This is a genomic window from Staphylococcus sp. MSU001, from assembly GCF_052976705.1.
The window spans coordinates 1-20419 of record NZ_JBRIKK010000024.1 but is presented as its reverse complement, the minus strand read 5'-3'; the positions used below and the strand labels follow the sequence as shown (position 1 = coordinate 20419).

Below are 20419 nucleotides of genomic sequence, written 5' to 3'. Positions count from 1 at the left end.
TAAACTTCCCCCTGAGATGTCTAATTCTTCTAAAATATGGATGTTTTTACCTTTCATTTGACCGTCACGAATTAAAAAACACACTGCTGCTAGTGAAGCTAAACCTGATCCAATTAAATATGCTGATTTTTTATCAACATTTTCAGGTTTTTTCGGACGTGAAAAAGCTTCATAATTGCTATTAGTATAATACATAAAAACACCACCCTATTAATAAGCGAATTTTCTTAATATTCCAACTCCTTACACTTTCAGTATACGCTTGTTGTAATTAAATTTCAAAAAATAATACAATTTATCATTTTGATTTTATTTTGTAATTTTTTGTTTTTTTAGCCTATATAATTATAATTTGTAAATAAAAGAGTATATTATAATGTTATAAGATTAATTAAGGTGGGTTAATAAGGAGTTAAAAAATCATGATTGTTGGTGAGGAACAAAAGGAAGTCAAATTGCTGCTGGATAATTTAATATTAGCTTGTACGATATTAATGAAAATGCCTTAAAACAAGCTAAAGAACGTATATAGAAAATAGAAGTGAAAGAAAAGTTCTATAAGCAATTAGCACAAGTGATGCCAGAAAAAACATATGTGTAACTAATTCATCAGCATTAAGGCCTATTGATTTTGAAACATACATTGGGCTTTCTAAAAATTTACTGTGTTATATTTTGCAAATAATGTGTGGTTAATAATACTGATGAAGTAATGGTGGCACATCAAACAACAGAACAATATTTTAATAAGATATTGGCGTTTGCTCGTGATATTAACCATACTGTTTTACCAATTAAAAAGAACAGACATGTTATATTCTCAATACGTTATTAGTTCCTTTATTAACACAGCACAACCTTTATTAGCAGCAGGTATAACTGACTTTAAAATGATTGATAAGTTTTGGATGATTGCTATCCAATCTAAAAAAGGTTTTTGCCATTCTTGTTAATATAGTTGGTTTAAATACTGCCTTAAATTCATATAAAGGAACTCAAAACTCAATAGACAAAAAATTGTAGCCATTTTAAAAGAAAAAGTAACGAACAATGAATTAGGTGTAGATGTTGGTAAAGGATTCTATGATTATACTAATGGTATCACCCTACGAAAATAATTTTTAACATGCATAGATATTAATTGAAAATAAATCATTTAAGAAGCTTAAATATATAATTGAGGATTATTTACAGAATAACCTATAATCCAAACAAAAAGAACGAATGCTATTAACAAATGAGTGTTCGTTCTTTTTATTTATCATGTTAGTAGCACTGACTTTAGACAACTTTTCAATCAACGATAGATAATTAAATTAAAAAACGTTATCTAGATTAATTTACTAGATAACGTTAGAATTCTGAGTTTAATGGATTGAGTTTAAGTTATTACTATAGAAAAGTAACAACTTAGTATATAAAGACAAGAGACAGTATACAAGGCTTAATAAGCCTATTTACTTAATCCCCTTATTTTTTAAAAACCAAACATTTAATTTGTTGAAAATTAAATAAAAAGTGCTAGCTCGTTATTGAAGCTAGTTAGCATGTGATAATTAAAAGAACATATATTGAGTAAAATACTAAAAAAACATATTTAATAAGATACGAAAACCCATGAATCAGAACAAATAGAGAACGTTTAGCATGAGCATACCCTAATATATTAATCCTTTTCTATATTTTTATATTATATCGCTTATATGTAGGATTTTTTGTCTTATCTGTCAATAGATATAGAGAAAAGGTAGAATCATTGATTCTACCTTGAAAGGAGCTGTGATTGGTATTAAGTTCTGACTATAATAAATAAGGTTTATCTTTTCTATCTATTATTAATATAACATATATTGAAATTTTTGAACATATTGAAAACAGTGATTTAATGAGATACTTTAAAACGTTTACACATATCTATTTATGAATTAATTTAAACCATGGTATTTGAATACTTCGATGAGAAGATATGTAAACCTAAATAAGTAAAGTCTCTGTAATACTTATAACACTAAAAATAATATTAAGATAATTGATCCAATAAGTGCCGGTAAAATAGGAACGCCACCTAAAATAGGCCCCCATTCACCTAAAAGCTTACTTCCGATTGCAGAACCAATAAGTCCTGCCACGATATTTCCAATGATACCGAATGGCACATCTTTACTAAGTATAGCACCAGCTAACCAACCGATTAAGCCACCGACAATAATAATAATAATAAATCCTATAAGTTTATTCTCCTTTTGATTGTTGTTAATTTTTCTTTTTTGTATCTTGTGCGTATGTATTAAAACAGGAAAATTTTAAATTGATACGTGAAAAAAAGCACTTAATCACAATGGATTAAATGCTTTGAAATTTAACCTACATCGCTACGACATTTTTGCTTATTCCCCACGTTGACCTTCAACGATATCGAAATCAACAAAAACTAGGCTACTTATCCCCTGTAAAATACAGAGAATTAATAGCCTAGAACATGGTGTTTTTATTAAGTTCCCGTTTTAAGGGTTCAGTGCCTTTTAGCAAGTGGTTTTAAAGTATTGTTAGTAAATCTTTAGCAATTGGAATAACGCAACAAAAAGAAAATTGTAAAAGCTAGTTTGATATTGTTATATCTAAACTGTGCTCTCACAATCTTGAAAATTACATAGAAAATATTAAATTTAATGTTTGCAAAGCTATAGGAGTCTTAATCTTTATATACATATAATAACAAAAAAGTAGACATTTATAAACTATCAAAGCTTATTTTGTTTTGAGAGAATATAAAAATGGTAATTAAGACGGGGCTAAAACTCAAACTGTTATTTCACTAGCTTGTTTATTAACTTTGATAATGACAATATTACATTTTACAACTTTATCTTTTGAATTTGTGATGGGCTTAATCCCTGAACTTTTCAAACTCTTTTTAGGTACTATTTGATCCTTATAGCGATAAGAATTTTGAAATGCTAAAGGAAACCTTTTACAATATAGGTGTTCCTTTGTGCTATTAATTCATTAACTAATAATTTCACTAAATTTGAATTAAAAGAAATGACACATATTAACCAAAAAGTTTTAACCCCTATAATTAATGAACTAAGCTTTATTTTCAACAATTTAAATATTAATAAAATCAAATATAAAAAAGGACGTAAAATTGAATGGTTAGAGTTTACCTTTGACGCTGAGAAACGTATACATAATAAACGACAACCACAAATGGCTATAGGTAACTCACGTCAATATATAAATCGTGAAAAAATACCCAAATGGCTAAAAAATGAACGTTCTTTGTCGCTAAAAAAAGATACACAATTAGAAAAAGATCTCAAAGACTTTAAACGTTACCTTGAATTAAAATGGGGAGAAAAATAAGAAAGGACACTATGTAATGAAAAAAGAAATACAGGAATGGGTAATAGCTATAATAGTAGCAGTATTATTATTAGCATTAGTAAATACATTTTTAATAAAAACTTATACTGTGTCAGGTTTATCAATGTATCCAACATTTAATAATAAAGACAGAGTAATAGTAAGCAAAATATCAAAATCACTTAACCATTTAAATTCTGGAGATGTCATTATATTTCATAAAAATAAAAATAATGATTTTATAAAACGATTAATTGGTAAGCCAGGAGATCAAATTGAATATAAAAATGACAAATTATATATAAATAAGAAATATATTAAAGAATCCTATCTTACATATAATAAAAAAACAAATGATTCTGGTGATAGTTTAACGGAAAACTTCAAAGTATCAGATATTGAAGGGTCTAAACACAAAATAACTATACCTAAAGATAAATACTTAGTTCTCGGCGATAATAGAGCTAATAGTGTTGATAGTCGAAGTTCCGAGGTAGGATTAGTATCTAAAAAGCGAATAGTAGGTAAAGTTATTTTAAGATTTTGGCCTTTTAGTGATATGCAATATAATTTCAAACATTGAATGATTAGAAACTATATTTGTCGTTGAGAAACACGTTCCCTGTAATAAATCATGAGGAATTTCCTAATTGATTAGTAAAAATATATAGAGAATTTAAAAACTATTGAGCTATACAATTATGACCATCGTTACTATCTGGACAACTAGTTTGTAGGTGAATCTTATTACCAATTTTCGCACCTAACACCCAAGGATTTGGTAAATTCATTTTAACACCTTCCTTATTTGTTATTTTACACTGTAAGCATTTCATATCTCTTGAAAAATATCGAATAAATACACAAATAGCGCAAAAGGTTACTTTAATATGTATGGAAGAGGAGATGTTATTGTATATCCTACTATTAACCATACAAATGGGAGAGTAATTAGAACAGTAAAATATAGGCCTTTATAATTTTTTGTCTCTTCTTTATTTCTATTAGCAATATAAGAATATGTTGTTAAAATTATAAAAATAGTAGAGAGTACTGTTAGAACTAATAAAACATTATTCATCGTTGTTGTTTTTTCTCCATCTAAAAATATATCTTTAAATGCTATTAAAAGTACATTAATCAAAAATATCATAACACTAAATTCAAAAAACTTTTTAAACATATTTAACACTTCCTATTATCTTATTGTTATTCACTATCATAACTTATTTAAGTATGTATAATAAAGTATTCTTATCAACAATAGAAGAAAAATGAAAGGAATAATTCCAATGAACTACATATATATTTTACTCTTATTTCCATTAATAATAGGATTTATCGTATCAATTAAAAAACATGACTAAGGAGACATAAAAAGTTATGAGTAATAAATATAATATACATCCAGTACTATATATAGGCGGATTTGCAGTATTTTTTAGTTTTATATTTGGATTTCCTGTAGGAACATTAATGGGGCTAGCTATAGGAATAGTAGTTAGTAAAAAAAATGAAAATTTGTAAAAGAGTTTACAGATGAAGGAGTTACAAGATATACTAAAAATAACAAACAGACAGACACATCATTGGATGTGAAAACCCCAGCATGCCGACCAAAGCATATGCTGGGGTTTCTTTTTTATCGTTGTTCTTGATTTAATAAATAAAGAACACGTCCAACAATAATTGGACATACGATATATTTCACAACAAACAGAACGACAATCATTAGATGTGGCACCTCCTTTCTTCACGGGAAGTGCTTTTTTAGTATAACAGAATCTGATTTTAATAGATTCTCCGTTTTTGAATAAAGATACAAAATTTCATTTAATGAAAATGCATAAAAACGTGTGTTTAAGGGTATGTATAAAAGTTGAATAATCGATAATCCAAACACGAAGGGACAAACGCTGAAATGACGGCGTTTGTCCCTTTGTGTTGCGTTGACATAATAAAAGATTATGGGTAGCTAATTTGTATATTCTATGTATAAGCTTATTTAATATTAACATTACTTGAATATACTATGTTTTACAGAATAAATTCATAAATGTATATGTTACATTAAGTATGTAAGTGTTAATAGTAAACTTTCGAATATATTTATTTTGGCTAAAAAATTTACAAAAATAACAGTATTTATTAGGAGGATTACAATGAAAATAGTAGTTATTGGTGCTACTGGCACAATAGGTAAAAGTGTATCTAAGAAACTTAAAGAAAATAATCATGAAGTTATTGAAGTTGGCAGTAAATCTGGTGATTATCAATTAGATATTACCTCTCCAACAGAAATTGAACAAATGTATAAAGATATTAAAGATATAGATGCTGTTGTCAGTGCCACGGGAGGAGCAACTTTCAAATCCCTATCAGATATGAGTTTAGAAGAAAATAATGTAGCCATAAAAAGTAAATTATTAGGACAGATAAATCTTGTTTTAATAGGCCAACACTATTTAAATAAAAATGGTAGCTTTACTTTAACTTCCGGAATTATGATGGATGATCCTATTTTATTAGGTTCTTCAGCAGCTATGGCAAATGGCGGTGTCTCAGGATTTGTTACATCAGCAGCTGTAGAATTAAAAAATGGTTTAAGAATTAACAATGTAAGTCCTAATGTCGTTGAACAAGCTTTAGATAAGTATGGAGAATTCTTCAAAGGATTTACAGCTGTTCCAGTTGATAAAGTAGCAAATGCATTTATTAAAAGTGTTGAAGGCGCTCAAACTGGACAAACGTATAAAGTTTATTAATGTTTTAGTATCTCATTATCTTATATTCAATTTTCATTTTTAAAAGACCCAGACGCTGATATGACGGTGTTTGGGTCTTTTTCCTTTAATTAACATAATTAACTATTATAGGTAGTTAGTTTGTATAGTTTATTCATTGACTTTCTTTATTTAAATTAAGGTTTAAAGTTAGAATAGTATTAAAAATTACAAGACTATATGATTTATATCTAATTCATAATTTTATATGAAAATATGAAGGAGCGATGAAAATGAAAAAAGAAAATTTACTTACAGGAGACAGACCCACTGGTAAACTTCATATTGGGCATTATATCGGGTCCCTAAAGAAAAGAGTTAAAATACAAGACCAATTTAACAACTTTATTATGATAGCTGACCAACAAGCATTAACTGATAATGCTAAAAACCCTAAAAAAATTCAAAATAGCTTAATAGAAGTCATATTAGATTATTTATCTGTAGGCATAGATCCAATAAAATCTAATATTTTTGTTCAATCTCAAATTCCCGAATTAAGTGAATTAACCATGCATTATTTAAATCTTGTTTCTATTTCACGATTAAAAAGAAATCCAACAGTCAAAAATGAAATGAAAGAAAAAAATTTTGGTGATAGTGTCCCAACAGGATTCTTTATTTATCCAATTAGTCAGGCAGCCGACATAACTGCTTTTAAAGCATCCATTGTCCCTGTAGGTGAAGATCAGATACCAATGATTGAACAGACAAATGAAATTGTTAAAACCTTTAATAATACGTATAAGCAAAATGTTTTAAAAAGAGCTAAAGCTTTATTACCCGAAAAAGGAATGGGTAGACTTCCGGGGATAGATGGAAAAGCTAAAATGAGTAAATCTTTAAATAATGCCATTTATTTATCTGATTCTCCGGATATTATTAGACAAAAAGTAATGTCTATGTATACTGACCCTAATCACATTCGAGTTACTGATCCTGGTCGAATAGAAGATAATACAGTATTCACTTACTTAGATGCTTTTTGTAAAGATAAAAAGTACTTAGCAGAAATGAAAGAGCATTATAAAGCCGGTGGTTTAGGTGACGTTAAAGTTAAAAAATACTTAAATGAAATCATACAAGCAGAATTAGAACCTATTAGAAATAGAAGAAGTCAATATCAAAATAATTTAGATTATATATATGAAATATTAAAAGATGGAAGCAATCAAGCTCGATTAATAGCATCTCAAACTCTTCACGAAGTCAGAGATGCTATGGGAATTAATTATTTTTAAATTTTAGAGGTACTCATACTTTGAGTATCTTTTTTGTTGATATATTGCAATTATAGGTAGCAAGATTATACATACTATTAATTTTTTAATAGTCAATTCACTTACTTATTCACTGAACTTAAATTAGTTAAATGAGGAGGTATGATAGATGAATTCTTCTAAATATTTCGATCATTTAGTTGTTTTTACAGCAGGAATAGGAATGTTTTTATCCACCCTTGATAGCGGAATTATCAATGTTGCATTACCTACTTTATCAAAATCTTTTAATGTTGATACTTCTTTTATTACTTGGAGTGTCACACTATATACTTTATTATTAACAGGCACAATTATAATATTTGGGAGACTAAGCGATAAATATAATCGTTTAAATATATATAGTTTCGGATTAACTATTTTTTTAATCGCTTCTATTTTATGTGGATTTTCAAATAATATTATGCAGTTAATCATGTTTCGTGGTCTACAAGGTATAGGTGCAGCAATGTTACAAGGAACTGCTACGGCTATCATTACTACAACTATTCCTAAAAATAGACAAGGACCAGCATTAGGAACTTTAAGTATTCTATTAGGAATAGGTCCTGTTTTAGGACCAAGTATTGGAGGCCTTTTAATATCTGTAGATAATTGGAGATGGATTTTTTGGATTAATATTCCCTTTATATTTATAGGATTAATAGGTTGTATGATTTTAAAAAAATATATTAAAGAGCAAAAAAGTACGTCTATCCATTTAGATATACGTGGAAATTCATTATTATTTCTATCTATCTTTTGTTTATTAATAAGTTTAACATCTTGGTCTTATCACTCAATTTTTAATATATCAGTATATGGCAATTTCCTAATCTTTATTGTTTCTTTTTGCCTATTTATTATATGGGAGTTAAAAACAAATCATCCTATCATCGATTTACGTTTATTCAAGAATGTATCATTTTCATCTCCAATATTTGCAATATTTGTATTTGGAGGTACAACATCTTTAGGTTTTATAATTCCTCCATATATTTTAGAAAAGATTAATCATCTTTCATCTTGGCAAATAGGATTAGTTAACCTTACTTCTCCTTTAGGATTAGTACTTACTTCAAAAATATCTGGTAAATTAATTTCTCGCATTGGCAATATTGTATTAATGACTACAGGACTAATTATTATGATTGTGGCATATACAAGCCTAGGATTATTACAATATATATTAAATCCAGTGACAATAAGCTTATTATTACTAATATATGGTATAGGAGGAGGTTTTTTCCTACCGTCTAATACTTCAGCAATAATGGGAACTGTATCTCAAGATATGCAAGGTACTGCTGGAGCTACACAAAGAATGGTTCAAAATATAGGTATTGCTTTTTATACAGCAGTTACTTCATTATTTATCAGTAATTCATCAAATTCAGATAAACTCATAGAAGGGTCAAGTCATGCATGGTTATTTGCATCAATAACACTCTTTTTAGCATTATTACCTTTTTTATTAAAAATATTAAAGACTAAATATGAACCTAATTAATATATTTATAACAAATAATACTTCTTTTTCTTTATTAATAGTGGCTATCAATTAGCCACTATTTTTTCGTCAGAAAAAACCATAAGGGGGTTGGGGAGTATCCCCAACAAGCAGGCGACGCTACCACGTTAGTGGCTAGCAAATCCAATATTTGCCCAAACCACTTAGCGACTTGATGAATGTTACTTTATCCTATAAATTAACATGTAAGAAAGCGTGGTAGGATTGAATGAGCGAACAAAACACATTTGTGGCTAGCGACGAAACTGTTGGGCGAAACCGTAAACCCAACCGTAAGGCGCCAAAACAAATTAGTTTTCGTGTGAGCGAATCCGAATATTTAAAGTTACAACAATCAGCTGAAACTTTAAATATGAGTGTGCCTGCTTTCGTTAAGAAAAAGGCACAAGGCGCCCGATTGGTCGCACCCAAATTGGATAAAGCAACGCGACAATCGGTAGCGAAAGATTTGAGTATGTTGGGCGCAAATGCGAATCAGATTGCCAAATATTGCAACCAACATCAACATGAAGCGCCGAACTATGAAGCATTAGAGCGTAATATCAGCGAATTACGTGAAAGGCTAGATGAGATATGGAACAAAATAAATTAAGAAGATGGCTGTTTGGTATTTGGATTTTAACTGTTATATCTTTAATGATCTTGATTTTATTTTTTAATTTTTCATTCCTAAAGCAATGGTGGTTTATCACCATCTGTTTCTTATTTTGTGCTTTTGGTGGCCTTTTGATTGATTATTTTATCCCTAAACAAAGAAAGGGTGATACAAATGGCAACAACTAAATTAGGTAATACAAAATCGGCAAGTCGGGCAATCAATTACGCAGAGAAACGAGCAGTAGAAAAAAGTGGCTTGAATTGTGATGTAGATTATGCGAAATCAGCTTTTAAACAAACAAGAGCCTTGTATGGTAAAGAAGATGGGATTCAAGCGCATACGATTATTCAGTCTTTTAAACCTGGTGAAGTCACGCCAGAACAATGTAATCAACTCGGCTTAGAACTTGCAGAAAAAATAGCACCGAATCATCAAGTTGCCGTTTATACACATGCAGATACAGACCATGTACACAATCATATTGTCATTAATTCAATTGACCTTGAGACAGGTCGAAAATATCAGAGTAATAAAAAACAACGTGAATTCGTTAAAAAAGCAAATGATGATATATGTGTTTCACATCATCTATCAATTCCAAACAGACAAGCACAAATTCGCTACACTCAGGCAGAAAAAGGGATTGTCTTTGATAGAGAAGAATACTCTTGGAAAGATGAATTACGTGAATTGATTGAAAATGCAAAAATACATACAAGCAATTTAGAGACGTTTTCAGAGCATTTAGAAGCAAAAGGGGTAAAAGTTAAGCTTCGTGGCGAAACAATCTCATACAAGCCTGAAAATGCAAATAAATGGGTGCGTGGACGAACGCTAGGTTCAGATTATGAAAAAGGGGCGATTGATGATGAGCATGAAAGACATCAAGAACAACAAAGAGAACCCGACTATGCAGACAGAATCAATGTCGACTGGGACGCCATCGAGCGACACACAGAGCAACTTAAACAACGAAGAATTGAACGAGCTCAAAAGACAAAACAAGCTAATCGTAAATTATTTGGAAGAGATACAAGAGAGTCAGAAAACGAGAGAGAAAGAACAAGAAGCCATAACATCAAAATTGAAAGAGACGACGGAGGACTTTCGAGATAATAGCATAAAAACACATAATGATTTCGTAAGATTACTTCAAGATAATTTAAACAAAGTCAATACAAAAGATATTCAAGCAGAACTACGACAAGAGATTCGTAAAGTGCAAGATGAAAATGAAGAAATGTTACGTGAAGTGAGAGCATCACATGAGCATTATCAGAAGAGACAAAAACAATTATTTACAGCGATTGGATCAATGCTGTTAGTCTTTATGCTATTTGCTTTAATTATGACCATAGGCAGTGACTTTATGAGTTTCTTACATGTAGATATATTACAAAAAGCCATAGCAAGCAAAATCAAAGCGTCTGAAGGCTTTATGACATTTGTTTGGTATATCGCATATGGTTTACCTTATATATTTGCGATAGGGTTGTTTATCGGCTTATATGAGTGGATTAGAGCACGGTTACATGATTAAAAAGGAATGTGATAAAGTTTTGATGGAAAAGGAGGCCTAATTTTGAAAGTTGTTTTATATTTCTTATATTATTTGGTTTCGCTTTTTGTTTTGAAATCATTATTTGATTTAGTAATGCAATTCATGTTCCCAATTGAACTTAAGTTATATACAAATTTGGTTTCTGCATTGATTTTTTCAGTATTTATGATGCCACTCACTTTTGTATTAAAGAAAAATAAAAACAAGAAGTAGAGCACGCATTTATGCCGAGAAAATCTATTTGTCGATGAGAGCCCTTAATTAGACTCAAAGCGCCAGCGGTCAATAGCGTTAGCTATTAAATCGACCGATGGACAGCTTTAGGATTATTAAGGAGCGCAGAATCGTCGGCAAATAGAGGAATTGGAATAATGCATAGTAAGTTTAGGAGATTATTTATGAATTATGATTATTTTAAATCACGGAATTTTATTTATAGATTTATATATTTTTTGGTAATCGTTGGCTTTATATTTCTTTTATTTGATTTTGTAACTACTAGTGTATGTATATATATATTTGCATCTATTATTTTGGTTATATTCAATTTAATTTGGAAAAAGTATAGTTTATTAATAATTAGTTTTTTTATATTGCTTTCTTTAATATTTTATTTGTTATATTCTAAAAGTATCTTTTAAAGGAGGTTTTTAAAATGAAAAAAGTAGCATTATCAGTAGCAGGGGCTTTATTACTTACAGGTATATCTTCGCCATTTCTAACAGATGGAGCTAAAGCAGAAACTAATCAAGCTAATAATTCAAATGCTCAGAGTGAAAATGCATCAAAAAACTTTAAGGACATTCCTAGACCAGATACTAAATATTGGAATAAAGAGATAAAAGATAATGGTGATGAAGAATACACTGCTTCAGATAGTCAGGTTTATCGTGAATTAAGAGATAAAGGACAAATAAAAAAAGATCCTGAATTAGAGAGCATGTTACAAAACCGAGCAAAAGGTGGTACAAATAAATATGTTGTGCATAAAGATGGTACTTCAACTATTTATTTATCTAATAAATGGGCAAGTCGTGTTGCAGCTGGTGAAACAGGCTTAATTATTGCACTCATGGGTGGAGGACCATATGGAGCTTTGGTAGCACCTTTAGTTTCTGGTGCGATTAGTGATAATATTTCTGAAAATGGTGTTAAAATTCATGTGCTTTTATCACCTACTCCAGTGGTCAAAAGTGTTAAGCCACAATAGTGTATAGATAAAAAGATGGCTTGGTCTTAATAGACCAAGCTTTTTGATAGTGTTATATTAATAACAAAATAAAAAAGAAGTCGCCCACTCCCCGACCAAAGTTTGTGGAACGACAAATCCAAATATACTTAACTATGCTATTTGTTAATTTTGTATAATTAGATATTAAACGATATTTGATTATACTTCAACATATACATTTGACGTTTAGGTGGACGACTTCTTGAAAAAAGGAGTCGATTTTTTTATGGCTAAAGAAAATGTTTCGGATTACTTACAAAATAAAGATTTGAATAACTTATTTAAAACCGGCTACTCTAATAGCCGGTTAAGTGTACCGATTTTTGCCCCCCCCCAACCAAAATTAAGTTTTGACGCTATGACAATTGTTGGAAATCTTAGTCGTGACAATGCTCAAAAACTATCAGAATTTATGAGTGTTGAACCACAAATTCGACTTTGGGATTGATTCGAATTTAATAAAATCTTCCCAGATATTTGGGGAGTTTTTATTATTTTATTTCATATTTCTTATCGCTTTTGTTTAATTCGTTATCGCTATTATTTGTTGTTGCCCCTAATACTTCATTTTCATTAATAATTGTATATTCATAGGTTACTTTTGGTTTGTCTTTGTATATGATTTGTATTTCAGGTTGTCCCATTTTTGAATTGTATGTTTCTTTCTTGGATTTTATATTTTTTTATTAATGATTTTATAGTCTTCTTTTTTTCTTTTTCGACATTATTTTGATGAATACTTTTACCAACTATAATCCCAATAATAATTAAAACAACAAATAGTATAATTGAAATAATTAAAAGTTTATCCTTTTTATTTATTTTGTTCATTTTGTCCTACGACATTATTTTAAAAAAATTATTTAATGAAAAATGTATTAGGTTGTGCTTAAATTTTAACTTAAAAGGAGGATAATATGAAAAAATAACTTGTTTATGTGTTTCATTTATTACAATATTAATATTTTTAATTTCAATGAATGGAAATGTTGAAAATGCTAAAGAGGATTATTCGTCAGCTAATATTAGAGGTGAATCATACGAAGAATTAATCGATCAGGGTATTATAGATTCATCAATTTCTAAAGAACAGTGGAATCAGTTTAAAGCAGAAGATAAATATTATGCTAAACAACAAGAAAAAGAAGAAATTGATAATCCTGGTAATATTTCTGATGATGGAAATGGAAAAATAGTTAAGGCTCCAGCAAAAGGTCATAAAACAAGAGCTCAATCTTTTACAACATGGAAAAAGAATACTTTATATGAATCTTAAAGGCCAAAAAAGGGAAATGGATTAAAGTTTATAGACCTTCATCAAAAAATTGGGAATAAGGCAGCTAATTATGCTATGAAGAATTTTGGAAAAAATATATCCCTTATAAAATAAATGAAATATAAAAAGTAAAAAATATGAGTATTGTTCTAAATTAGTATGGCAATCTTATTATTTTGGTGCAGGTAAAAAATCTATGGCTTCTGTAAATACACCAGTTATATTACATCCAAGTAATTTACCAGGTACAATAAAGGGGGACGAAAGATGTTAAAGGCATAGTTTTGCCACATGTAATAAATTAAAAGAGCAAGACACTAATACATTACATTTGTCTTTTGATGAACTGAAAGAATTAAGTAATTATAGTCCAGAAACACGTAATATAAACAGATTTGTAGATGACTTACAAAGAGTTTACGATAAAATGTTAGATATTCGATATACTATTAGAACAGAAACGAAAATAAAAAAATTCGTTCTGTTTTATAAATATGAAATTGATATATCTGAAAGATGTTTAGAATACTTAAACAATACAAACACACTGGTTATATGAAAATTAAAATTGAAGATTTTAGAGAACGTCTAGATATTCCAAATTCTTATAGAATGTCTAATATTAATCAATTTGTTCTAAATCCAATCATAAAAGAATTATCTACGATATTTAAAAATTTTCATATTAATAAAATTAAAACGAAAAAAGGTCGTAAAATTGAGTGGTTAGAGTTTACCTTTGATGCTGAGAAAAGCATTCACAGTAAACAACAGCCACAAATAGCGAATATAGGTAAATCGAGACAATATATTAGTCGTGAGAAAACGCCAAAATGGTTAGAAGAACGAACGTATGGACAACAACTCCAAAGCGATTTTGATCCCCAATTAGAAAAAGATAAAGAAGAATTTTTAAAGCAGCTTAAATTGGATTGGGAAGAATAAATAACACAATAAAATTAGGATGTTCCTATATAGAAACATCCTAATTTTATTGTGTTATTTACGTAACTTATATACTTTGTAAAAAATAGGGCGTAGAGGTTTGATGAAATCTCCAATGTATTCTTCGACATGGACGTTAAACCCTTTTTTAAATTGCTGCACACCATAATCTTCAGCATTTTCACTAAAATCTCCAGTAATTCCATAAAAATTATATCTCGGTATATTATTATTTAATGCAAACTTTATCATATCCCATTGTAATCGATATGCTCCCATAAATTGGTTATATTTAGGGTTAGATCCACTTGATAAATAATAAACCTCATCTTTATTCCATATATAATATGCCGATGCTAAATGAAGTACATCTCCGTCACTTTTGATTAAATTTTCAGTTTCTGTAATATGTTTTTGGTTACTTGTTAATTGTTTATTTAATTCTTGGTACTTATTTTTATTCTTTTTTGAATTCGGGTTATCTTTTAGCTTTACTTTAATTTCCTCTATTTGTTCATTAAGCACTAACTCTTTGTTATTTAACTGGTTTAAGTATTTTTTTAAATCTATATACGCTAATTTCAAAGCAGAATTATTATTATAGATGTTTTGCATTTCTTCAAAATAATCTTTCTCTCTAAATTTAAAGCCATGCTTTTCTTCTGCCATTCGGAACAATTCAAAGAATTGGTCTGTCTGTGAAATGTCTAGTGTTTTAACCTCTACACCCATCTCGTATGTCTTTTTAATATTTCTTCTAGTTTGGTAATCCATTTCATTTAAAACATCTTTTTCGTTTTTACCTTTCAAGTCTAAAACAGATAACCAGCGTATTTGACTTGTATCGGAATAGCCTATACTATGACCTTGATATTGATAGCCTAAATGGTTGAGTTGATTGATTAAATTGGAATTATCATATGACTTCAATATACGTCCATCTGCATCTCTATTATTTTCTAATATATAAGGATCAACTAAAACAAATAATCCTTTATGTCGTTTTAAATATCGAGTTAACCCAGTAAAAAAGCATTCAACTAATTTTTCATTATTAAAATCTAATACTGGACCTCTGTGAGAATAAAAATATTTAAATATTTTTAAAACTTGTGCTTCAGATAGTAAACACGCAGCTATAACTTCTTCATTGTCTTTAACGCCTACCAAATGGACATCTTTTTTATGTTTTTGTCTATAGTTATAATGTTCAATAGATTGCGTGTAATGTACAACATGTTTTTCTATAAATAATTGATATTCTTGTTCTGTTAATGTAACAAATTTCATTTTTCCACCTTTTTCATTTAAAATGTAAATCCTGGAGTTGGGCTCCAGGATTTAGGGTCTGAAGTTCTAATTAATAAATATAATTGTATTGCGTAGCTTTTTTCTTAGTTAAAGTACGAGTGCCATAACCTAAACGTACATTGTAATTGTATTCTGAAATCTTTATACTCCATTTTTATTTACTTTTTCAACAAAAGCGACATGGCCATAACCACCACATCCTTTATAAGTTTGAAGAATAGGTCCAGCTGTTATTTTTTGATTGGTCTTGGATATTTATCAATTTCTGCTACTTGACTTCAGACCTTTTTTCTAATATTATATTAAATTAAAATAATATTCAAATTACATATTATTATGGAGGGGTACTCAATTCTGGTTTAAGAGGCTATCCCTTTGTGGTTGGTAGGAGTTTTTTGCTCGTGTTGGTTCAAATCCTTCTCCCTCCGTTTATAAAAATGGCTTAACTAAATACTCACTGAATTTCTTTTACAAATAGCATCAAACAGTATATACTGTAATTGAAATAAGAAAGCACAAGTGTTAGTATCACTTGTGCTCTGTAAGCCCGTTAAAAAGACGGTAGCTTGAGTTAAATTTTTAAAGAAATAACCATTAACCCGCTAAAGTTGGATGGTTATTTTTTTTGGTTATTACTAATTAATACTAAACCAATGATTGTTAATACGATCATCAGCATTTCATAATCAGACAATGCTAGTCCTTTCTAGGAGCAAAAACCAAAACCATAGGCATCACCCCATTTTCATGAGATTAGCCACCATCAATCCAACTTGCTTACATTGATTATTATATAGATGTAAGTAAGTTTTTTAAAGTTGTGTTTAAATATATAACTTTTCAAGTGCTGCATACAAATAACATTATTATACTTTTTAGTGTTAAAATGTATAATAATAAAATATTTATCATTAGTTATTTGTATTCATTTTTTATATAATTAATGACAAGGAGGTTATTATGGATCTTAAAACAGTGAATCAACGTATTGCTGAAAAAGAACAACAAATCAAAGAATTGTCACGTCAAACGAGTAATAAAAGGAATTCAATGAAAACAACACAATCATATAATCACTTTTATAAACAACTTCACATCTTAGAAAACCAGCTTAAAGGCTTAGAAAAATTGAAAAAGAAATTGAAATAATCATTCAAAACGAAGGATTTCTATGAAAGTTAAAAGACATTTATTCGAGTTAGACGAAAGTGGTAGTAGAGAATTTGATTTTTCGGTATTAATCATCATGCTATGTATCGCATTTAGAAACTACTTCAAAGGCTATGGATTCGCAATCCATTTAAATTCAGACTTATTGTTTGAAATGACCTTATTATTACTTCCTATTTCGCTCTTATTTTTTAATAAAATGACAGATAAAGACGTCGCAAATATATTCAAAAGCTATGCTTCTCTTTTATTCCCATTTATAGGTGGCATTATCTATATGATTATAGCTTCATTCTTGATATACATTGCTCGTTTTATACCGTTCATTGATTTTCTTTTCAGTCTCATAGGTTTAGCTATTTTAATTGCGATATTAATATTCGTTACGAAACAGCGAGTAAAACAATCAACATCTAAAAAATAGACGGGATTAAATCATCTATTTTTTAGACGCTTGAGAACTGAATAAAGATACAAAATGTCATTTAATGAAAATGCATGAAAACGTGTGATTAAGGGTATGTATAAAAGATGAATAATCGATAATCCAAACACAAAGGGACAAACGCCGTCATTTCAGCGTTTGTCCCTTTGTGTTGCGTTGACATAATTACTGATTATAGGTAGTTAGTTTGTATATATTATTCATTTACTAGTTTCTATACCATGCTGTCTTTGGCCAATTTTTATGTTTAGGTTTCCCTTTCCATGAAGAACAATCTTTAACCCCTTTTTTCTTAACATTCAACCCATCACATTTTGTCATTTTACCTATTGAAGAACATTTATAAGCTTTTGCATGATACCAACAATCACTCTTATAAAAATCTACATAAGCTTTAGGATGTTTCTTAGACCAATATCTATGATCCGATTTAGTCCAGTTAAATCTATTACAATGGACGTGTGTCCCTTTTTTCACTTTTTGCCCATCTTTTTGTCCCTTATATGACGCACTATAAAAAGATGTACCATCTTTTCCATCCATACTACCAACAAAGTCTGAAAAATCAATTACTTTTGTATCCATTTTAGCACTTCTGTTTGCAGTCTTATTCACTTTTTTATTGTCTGGATTAGGTAATACGTCTTCTACAATGATTTGATTGTTTTTTTGAATTACATGAAAATTATTATCTTCTTTTTCTATGTTTTTAAATTGTTGCATTGTTTGAGAATCAACTGGAGACGCATTATAAGTACCAACTAATTTAACATTTTGTGGAGGATTATCATGATTTTCTTCAGCATGAGCATGATTTGATTCTAAACTAGCCATACCAGTCCCTAAGACTAAAATACCTGCTAACATTAATTTAATGATATTTCTCAATTTTTACATCTCCTTGAAACTTAATTATTTTATGTAGAAAATCTATATATTTTTAAGTTATCATAAATTATAAAAAATTTTTGATGATGAGGTGTTTTTTATGAAAAAATCATTTTATATCATTGGCATAATCATGATTATAATTATTTGTTATATTTTTATGAATTTTTTCTTTTTTGATAAATGGGCTTGCTATTCTAGCGAAAAACAAATCAATAGTTATATAAAAAATCACGATACAAAAAAATTACATGATATAACAGATAATAATAAAACTTATCAAATTTTAAGAAACTCTAAAAAAGTATCAATTAAATTACGATCAGATAATCAAGGAAGTGAGGGCATCGGATATTACCAAGTGAATCTAAATGATAAACCTGCGAAACTTTATATAAAAATTAAGCATGCTTTTATCCCAGAAGTGCCTGAGGTTAAAACAATAGAATTAGAATAATAAATAACAAAAGGGAACTCATTATTGAGTTCTCTTTTGTTGCCATAACATGCATTATAGGTAGTGCTTTTGTATAGGTTATTCATTTTTAACGTCTATACCATAATGTTGTATTATGTGATAAAAAACTTTTGTTTTTGATTATACTCATATCTGTTACATTCAATGCATTGAACTTAAAATTAACTATGACTCTATAAATTAAGAACTAGTGATCCACTCTAACGCAGATTTCTCAGGTTTATTGGTCTTAACATTAGGGATAATCGAATTATTTATATATATTTTTCCTGTTTGGTCTTTAAGTTTGTGTGTGGTCAGATTCATTATACTTCCATCATATAAATCAATTGATGTATTAGCCGATGTATATCCAGCTGAATTTGACCCAAAATACTTAACATTTTTCTTATCCTTAAATGATAAGGCTGTAATTTCTCCTGAACTTGCAGTGTTTTTATTAATTAATATAGCAATAAATTTTTGTTTTACTTTAGAAGTTTTAGATAGCTTAACTGGCGTCCCACCATTTTCAGTTTCACTTCCATTTAAATTTACACTTGTTTTATTATTATCCTTATCGATATAAGTGAGTAATTTCCCATCTTCAAGAAGCGAAGATAACCCAGCAATCATAGGTCCCATATCTCCTCCAACATTATTTCTAAGATCAATGATTACACCTTTATATTTTTCTTTTTGTAACGCTTGATTTATTATATTTGCGTAATGTTTTGACTCAATGTCATTACCAGAAAAACTTGGCATTTTAATAGTTAGTATATTGCTTTTTTTAGTTATACTTGGATATTTTACTTTATTATTAGTATTATTTTTTTTATTATCATTAGTTTCTAAATAAGAATGCTTTCTTCCAGCCACTACTAACGCTTGTTCTAAATATTGATAAGTATCATTATATTCCTTAGCATTTTTAGTTTTTTTCAATACATATGCTTTAGTATTTTCCCACTTTTTTCCTTTTGCATATAGCCCTTGTTCTTCCATACGGCTAAGTGCCAATTTTGTATAATTGTGAGGTGAAGGTGGAATTATATAAAAATTAAATAGTGGCCCTATTTTCAAAATCGCAATAAAAATTAATACTAAAGTAACTACTATTGAAGAACTACTAAACCAAAAAAATTTTTTATTTTTCATTATGTAAGTCTCACTTTCATTTATATATTAAATTTATTATTAATATATCATTTAAATATAATTTATAGTCTTTCGATATTGTAAGTGTGAAATCTCAAATAAAAAGTTAATTAAATAAATCAAAAGCTACTTACTGTAATAAAAAGGGGGATTTTATGTTATTAAAAAATAAGATTTATTTAGCCATTATTATTGTTATTTTTATAATTTGTTCAATTATAGGATTGAATGAAAATATTATTGGAAATCCTTTAGGAGAAAAAGTTTTTTATTTATTAGGTTTTCTATTTTTTGTATTGTTAATTATCGGTACAACAAAAAAAGAGGAAATTAATGCCTTCTTTTCCTTCCATTCTTACCATAAACTTTTTTGTTTGTTATTTTTTAAAAAATAATCAAAACCACCCGTATGAACGGGTGGTTTGTTCTACGGCTAT

The 20419-nt window shown here is 28.8% G+C and carries 21 protein-coding genes and 5 pseudogenes; 18 read left to right on the top strand and 8 right to left on the bottom strand.

Annotation, left to right across the window (positions count from 1 at the left end; genetic code table 11):
• The coding region (locus ACVBFA_RS10545; protein WP_447158837.1) for an oleate hydratase at nucleotides 1–195 on the bottom strand (195 nt) is incomplete at its 3' end.
• Between the two features lie 1805 nt (nucleotides 196–2000).
• Nucleotides 2001–2228 (bottom strand): GlsB/YeaQ/YmgE family stress response membrane protein, encoded by a 228-nt coding sequence (locus ACVBFA_RS10540; RefSeq protein WP_126122270.1) that lies wholly within the window; start codon nucleotides 2226–2228, stop codon nucleotides 2001–2003.
• Between the two features lie 769 nt (nucleotides 2229–2997).
• On the opposite strand from ACVBFA_RS10540, the pseudogene ACVBFA_RS10535 reads away from it, so the two are divergent.
• Nucleotides 2998–3366, top strand: a pseudogene (locus tag ACVBFA_RS10535) (RepB family plasmid replication initiator protein); the annotation flags it as partial.
• 16 nt (nucleotides 3367–3382) lie between these two features.
• Nucleotides 3383–3949 (top strand): signal peptidase I, encoded by a 567-nt coding sequence (lepB, locus tag ACVBFA_RS10530; protein ID WP_002458029.1) that lies wholly within the window; start codon nucleotides 3383–3385, stop codon nucleotides 3947–3949.
• Between the two features lie 297 nt (nucleotides 3950–4246).
• Here the strand turns inward: lepB and ACVBFA_RS10525 are convergent, their stop codons facing one another.
• Entirely contained in the window at nucleotides 4247–4549 is a 303-nt protein-coding gene (locus ACVBFA_RS10525) for a hypothetical protein (protein WP_002477838.1), read from the bottom strand.
• Nucleotides 4550–4749: 200 nt separating this feature from the next.
• On the opposite strand from ACVBFA_RS10525, the gene ACVBFA_RS10520 reads away from it, so the two are divergent.
• The 12 genes and pseudogenes from ACVBFA_RS10520 to ACVBFA_RS10465 all read left to right on the top strand — a co-directional run.
• Nucleotides 4750–4893, top strand: a complete 144-nt coding sequence (locus ACVBFA_RS10520) for a hypothetical protein (protein WP_447158836.1) — start codon at nucleotides 4750–4752, stop codon at nucleotides 4891–4893.
• Between the two features lie 635 nt (nucleotides 4894–5528).
• Nucleotides 5529–6131, top strand: a complete 603-nt coding sequence (locus ACVBFA_RS10515) for a short chain dehydrogenase (RefSeq protein ID WP_145356419.1) — start codon at nucleotides 5529–5531, stop codon at nucleotides 6129–6131.
• A gap of 251 nt (nucleotides 6132–6382) precedes the next feature.
• Complete coding sequence (trpS, locus tag ACVBFA_RS10510) at nucleotides 6383–7390, top strand: tryptophan--tRNA ligase (RefSeq protein WP_447158835.1); 1008 nt, start codon at nucleotides 6383–6385, stop codon at nucleotides 7388–7390.
• Between the two features lie 148 nt (nucleotides 7391–7538).
• Entirely contained in the window at nucleotides 7539–8918 is a 1380-nt protein-coding gene (locus tag ACVBFA_RS10505) for an MFS transporter (protein ID WP_447158834.1), read from the top strand.
• 229 nt (nucleotides 8919–9147) lie between these two features.
• Nucleotides 9148–9531, top strand: a complete 384-nt coding sequence (locus ACVBFA_RS10500) for a plasmid mobilization protein (RefSeq protein WP_447158833.1) — start codon at nucleotides 9148–9150, stop codon at nucleotides 9529–9531.
• A 177-nt stretch (nucleotides 9532–9708) separates the two neighbouring features.
• On the top strand, nucleotides 9709–10653 hold the full coding sequence (locus ACVBFA_RS10495) for a relaxase/mobilization nuclease domain-containing protein (RefSeq protein WP_447158832.1): 945 nt from the start codon (nucleotides 9709–9711) through the stop codon (nucleotides 10651–10653).
• Entirely contained in the window at nucleotides 10622–11077 is a 456-nt protein-coding gene (locus ACVBFA_RS10490; protein ID WP_447158831.1) for a DUF334 domain-containing protein, read from the top strand. Before ACVBFA_RS10495 ends, ACVBFA_RS10490 begins: the two co-directional genes overlap by 32 nt.
• Nucleotides 11078–11119: 42 nt before the next feature.
• Nucleotides 11120–11311 (top strand): hypothetical protein, encoded by a 192-nt coding sequence (locus ACVBFA_RS10485; RefSeq protein ID WP_447158830.1) that lies wholly within the window; start codon nucleotides 11120–11122, stop codon nucleotides 11309–11311.
• 442 nt (nucleotides 11312–11753) lie between these two features.
• Nucleotides 11754–12308: a hypothetical protein gene (locus ACVBFA_RS10480; protein WP_447158829.1), complete on the top strand. Its 555-nt coding sequence runs from the start codon at nucleotides 11754–11756 to the stop codon at nucleotides 12306–12308.
• A gap of 247 nt (nucleotides 12309–12555) precedes the next feature.
• A pseudogene (locus ACVBFA_RS10475) lies at nucleotides 12556–12774 on the top strand (replication initiation factor domain-containing protein); the annotation flags it as partial.
• 531 nt (nucleotides 12775–13305) lie between these two features.
• Nucleotides 13306–13605 (top strand): hypothetical protein, encoded by a 300-nt coding sequence (locus ACVBFA_RS10470; protein WP_002457994.1) that lies wholly within the window; start codon nucleotides 13306–13308, stop codon nucleotides 13603–13605.
• A 283-nt stretch (nucleotides 13606–13888) separates the two neighbouring features.
• A pseudogene (locus ACVBFA_RS10465) lies at nucleotides 13889–14550 on the top strand (replication initiation protein); the annotation flags it as partial.
• A gap of 54 nt (nucleotides 14551–14604) precedes the next feature.
• On the opposite strand, the gene ACVBFA_RS10460 reads toward ACVBFA_RS10465, so the two are convergent.
• The 3 genes and pseudogenes from ACVBFA_RS10460 to ACVBFA_RS10450 all read right to left on the bottom strand — a co-directional run bounded on the left by ACVBFA_RS10460 (nucleotide 14605) and on the right by ACVBFA_RS10450 (nucleotide 16577).
• Nucleotides 14605–15840, bottom strand: a complete 1236-nt coding sequence (locus ACVBFA_RS10460; protein WP_447158828.1) for an aminoacyltransferase — start codon at nucleotides 15838–15840, stop codon at nucleotides 14605–14607.
• 70 nt (nucleotides 15841–15910) lie between these two features.
• Nucleotides 15911–16056 (bottom strand): annotated as a pseudogene (locus ACVBFA_RS10455) (CHAP domain-containing protein); the annotation flags it as partial.
• Nucleotides 16057–16477: 421 nt separating this feature from the next.
• A pseudogene (locus ACVBFA_RS10450) lies at nucleotides 16478–16577 on the bottom strand (hypothetical protein).
• Between the two features lie 244 nt (nucleotides 16578–16821).
• On the opposite strand from ACVBFA_RS10450, the gene ACVBFA_RS10445 reads away from it, so the two are divergent.
• Both ACVBFA_RS10445 and ACVBFA_RS10440 read left to right on the top strand, forming a co-directional pair.
• The gene (locus tag ACVBFA_RS10445; RefSeq protein ID WP_447158827.1) at nucleotides 16822–17010 is read left to right on the top strand and encodes a hypothetical protein; all 189 of its coding nucleotides are present in this window, start codon (nucleotides 16822–16824) and stop codon (nucleotides 17008–17010) included.
• A 22-nt stretch (nucleotides 17011–17032) separates the two neighbouring features.
• Nucleotides 17033–17455 (top strand): hypothetical protein, encoded by a 423-nt coding sequence (locus ACVBFA_RS10440; protein ID WP_447158826.1) that lies wholly within the window; start codon nucleotides 17033–17035, stop codon nucleotides 17453–17455.
• 228 nt (nucleotides 17456–17683) lie between these two features.
• Here ACVBFA_RS10440 and ACVBFA_RS10435 read toward each other — a convergent pair whose 3' ends face one another.
• Complete coding sequence (locus ACVBFA_RS10435) at nucleotides 17684–18364, bottom strand: hypothetical protein (RefSeq protein WP_447158825.1); 681 nt, start codon at nucleotides 18362–18364, stop codon at nucleotides 17684–17686.
• 100 nt (nucleotides 18365–18464) lie between these two features.
• On the opposite strand from ACVBFA_RS10435, the gene ACVBFA_RS10430 reads away from it, so the two are divergent.
• On the top strand, nucleotides 18465–18821 hold the full coding sequence (locus ACVBFA_RS10430; RefSeq protein WP_020365846.1) for a hypothetical protein: 357 nt from the start codon (nucleotides 18465–18467) through the stop codon (nucleotides 18819–18821).
• 201 nt (nucleotides 18822–19022) lie between these two features.
• On the opposite strand, the gene ACVBFA_RS10425 is transcribed toward ACVBFA_RS10430, so the two are convergent.
• Nucleotides 19023–19982 carry a S41 family peptidase gene (locus ACVBFA_RS10425; protein WP_447158824.1) on the bottom strand — a complete coding sequence of 320 codons (960 nt, stop codon included), beginning with the start codon at nucleotides 19980–19982 and terminating at the stop codon, nucleotides 19023–19025.
• A 155-nt stretch (nucleotides 19983–20137) separates the two neighbouring features.
• Here ACVBFA_RS10425 and ACVBFA_RS10420 point away from each other — a divergent pair, with 155 nt between their 5' ends.
• Complete coding sequence (locus tag ACVBFA_RS10420; protein WP_447158823.1) at nucleotides 20138–20377, top strand: hypothetical protein; 240 nt, start codon at nucleotides 20138–20140, stop codon at nucleotides 20375–20377.
• The last annotated feature ends 42 nt before the right edge of the window (nucleotides 20378–20419 follow it).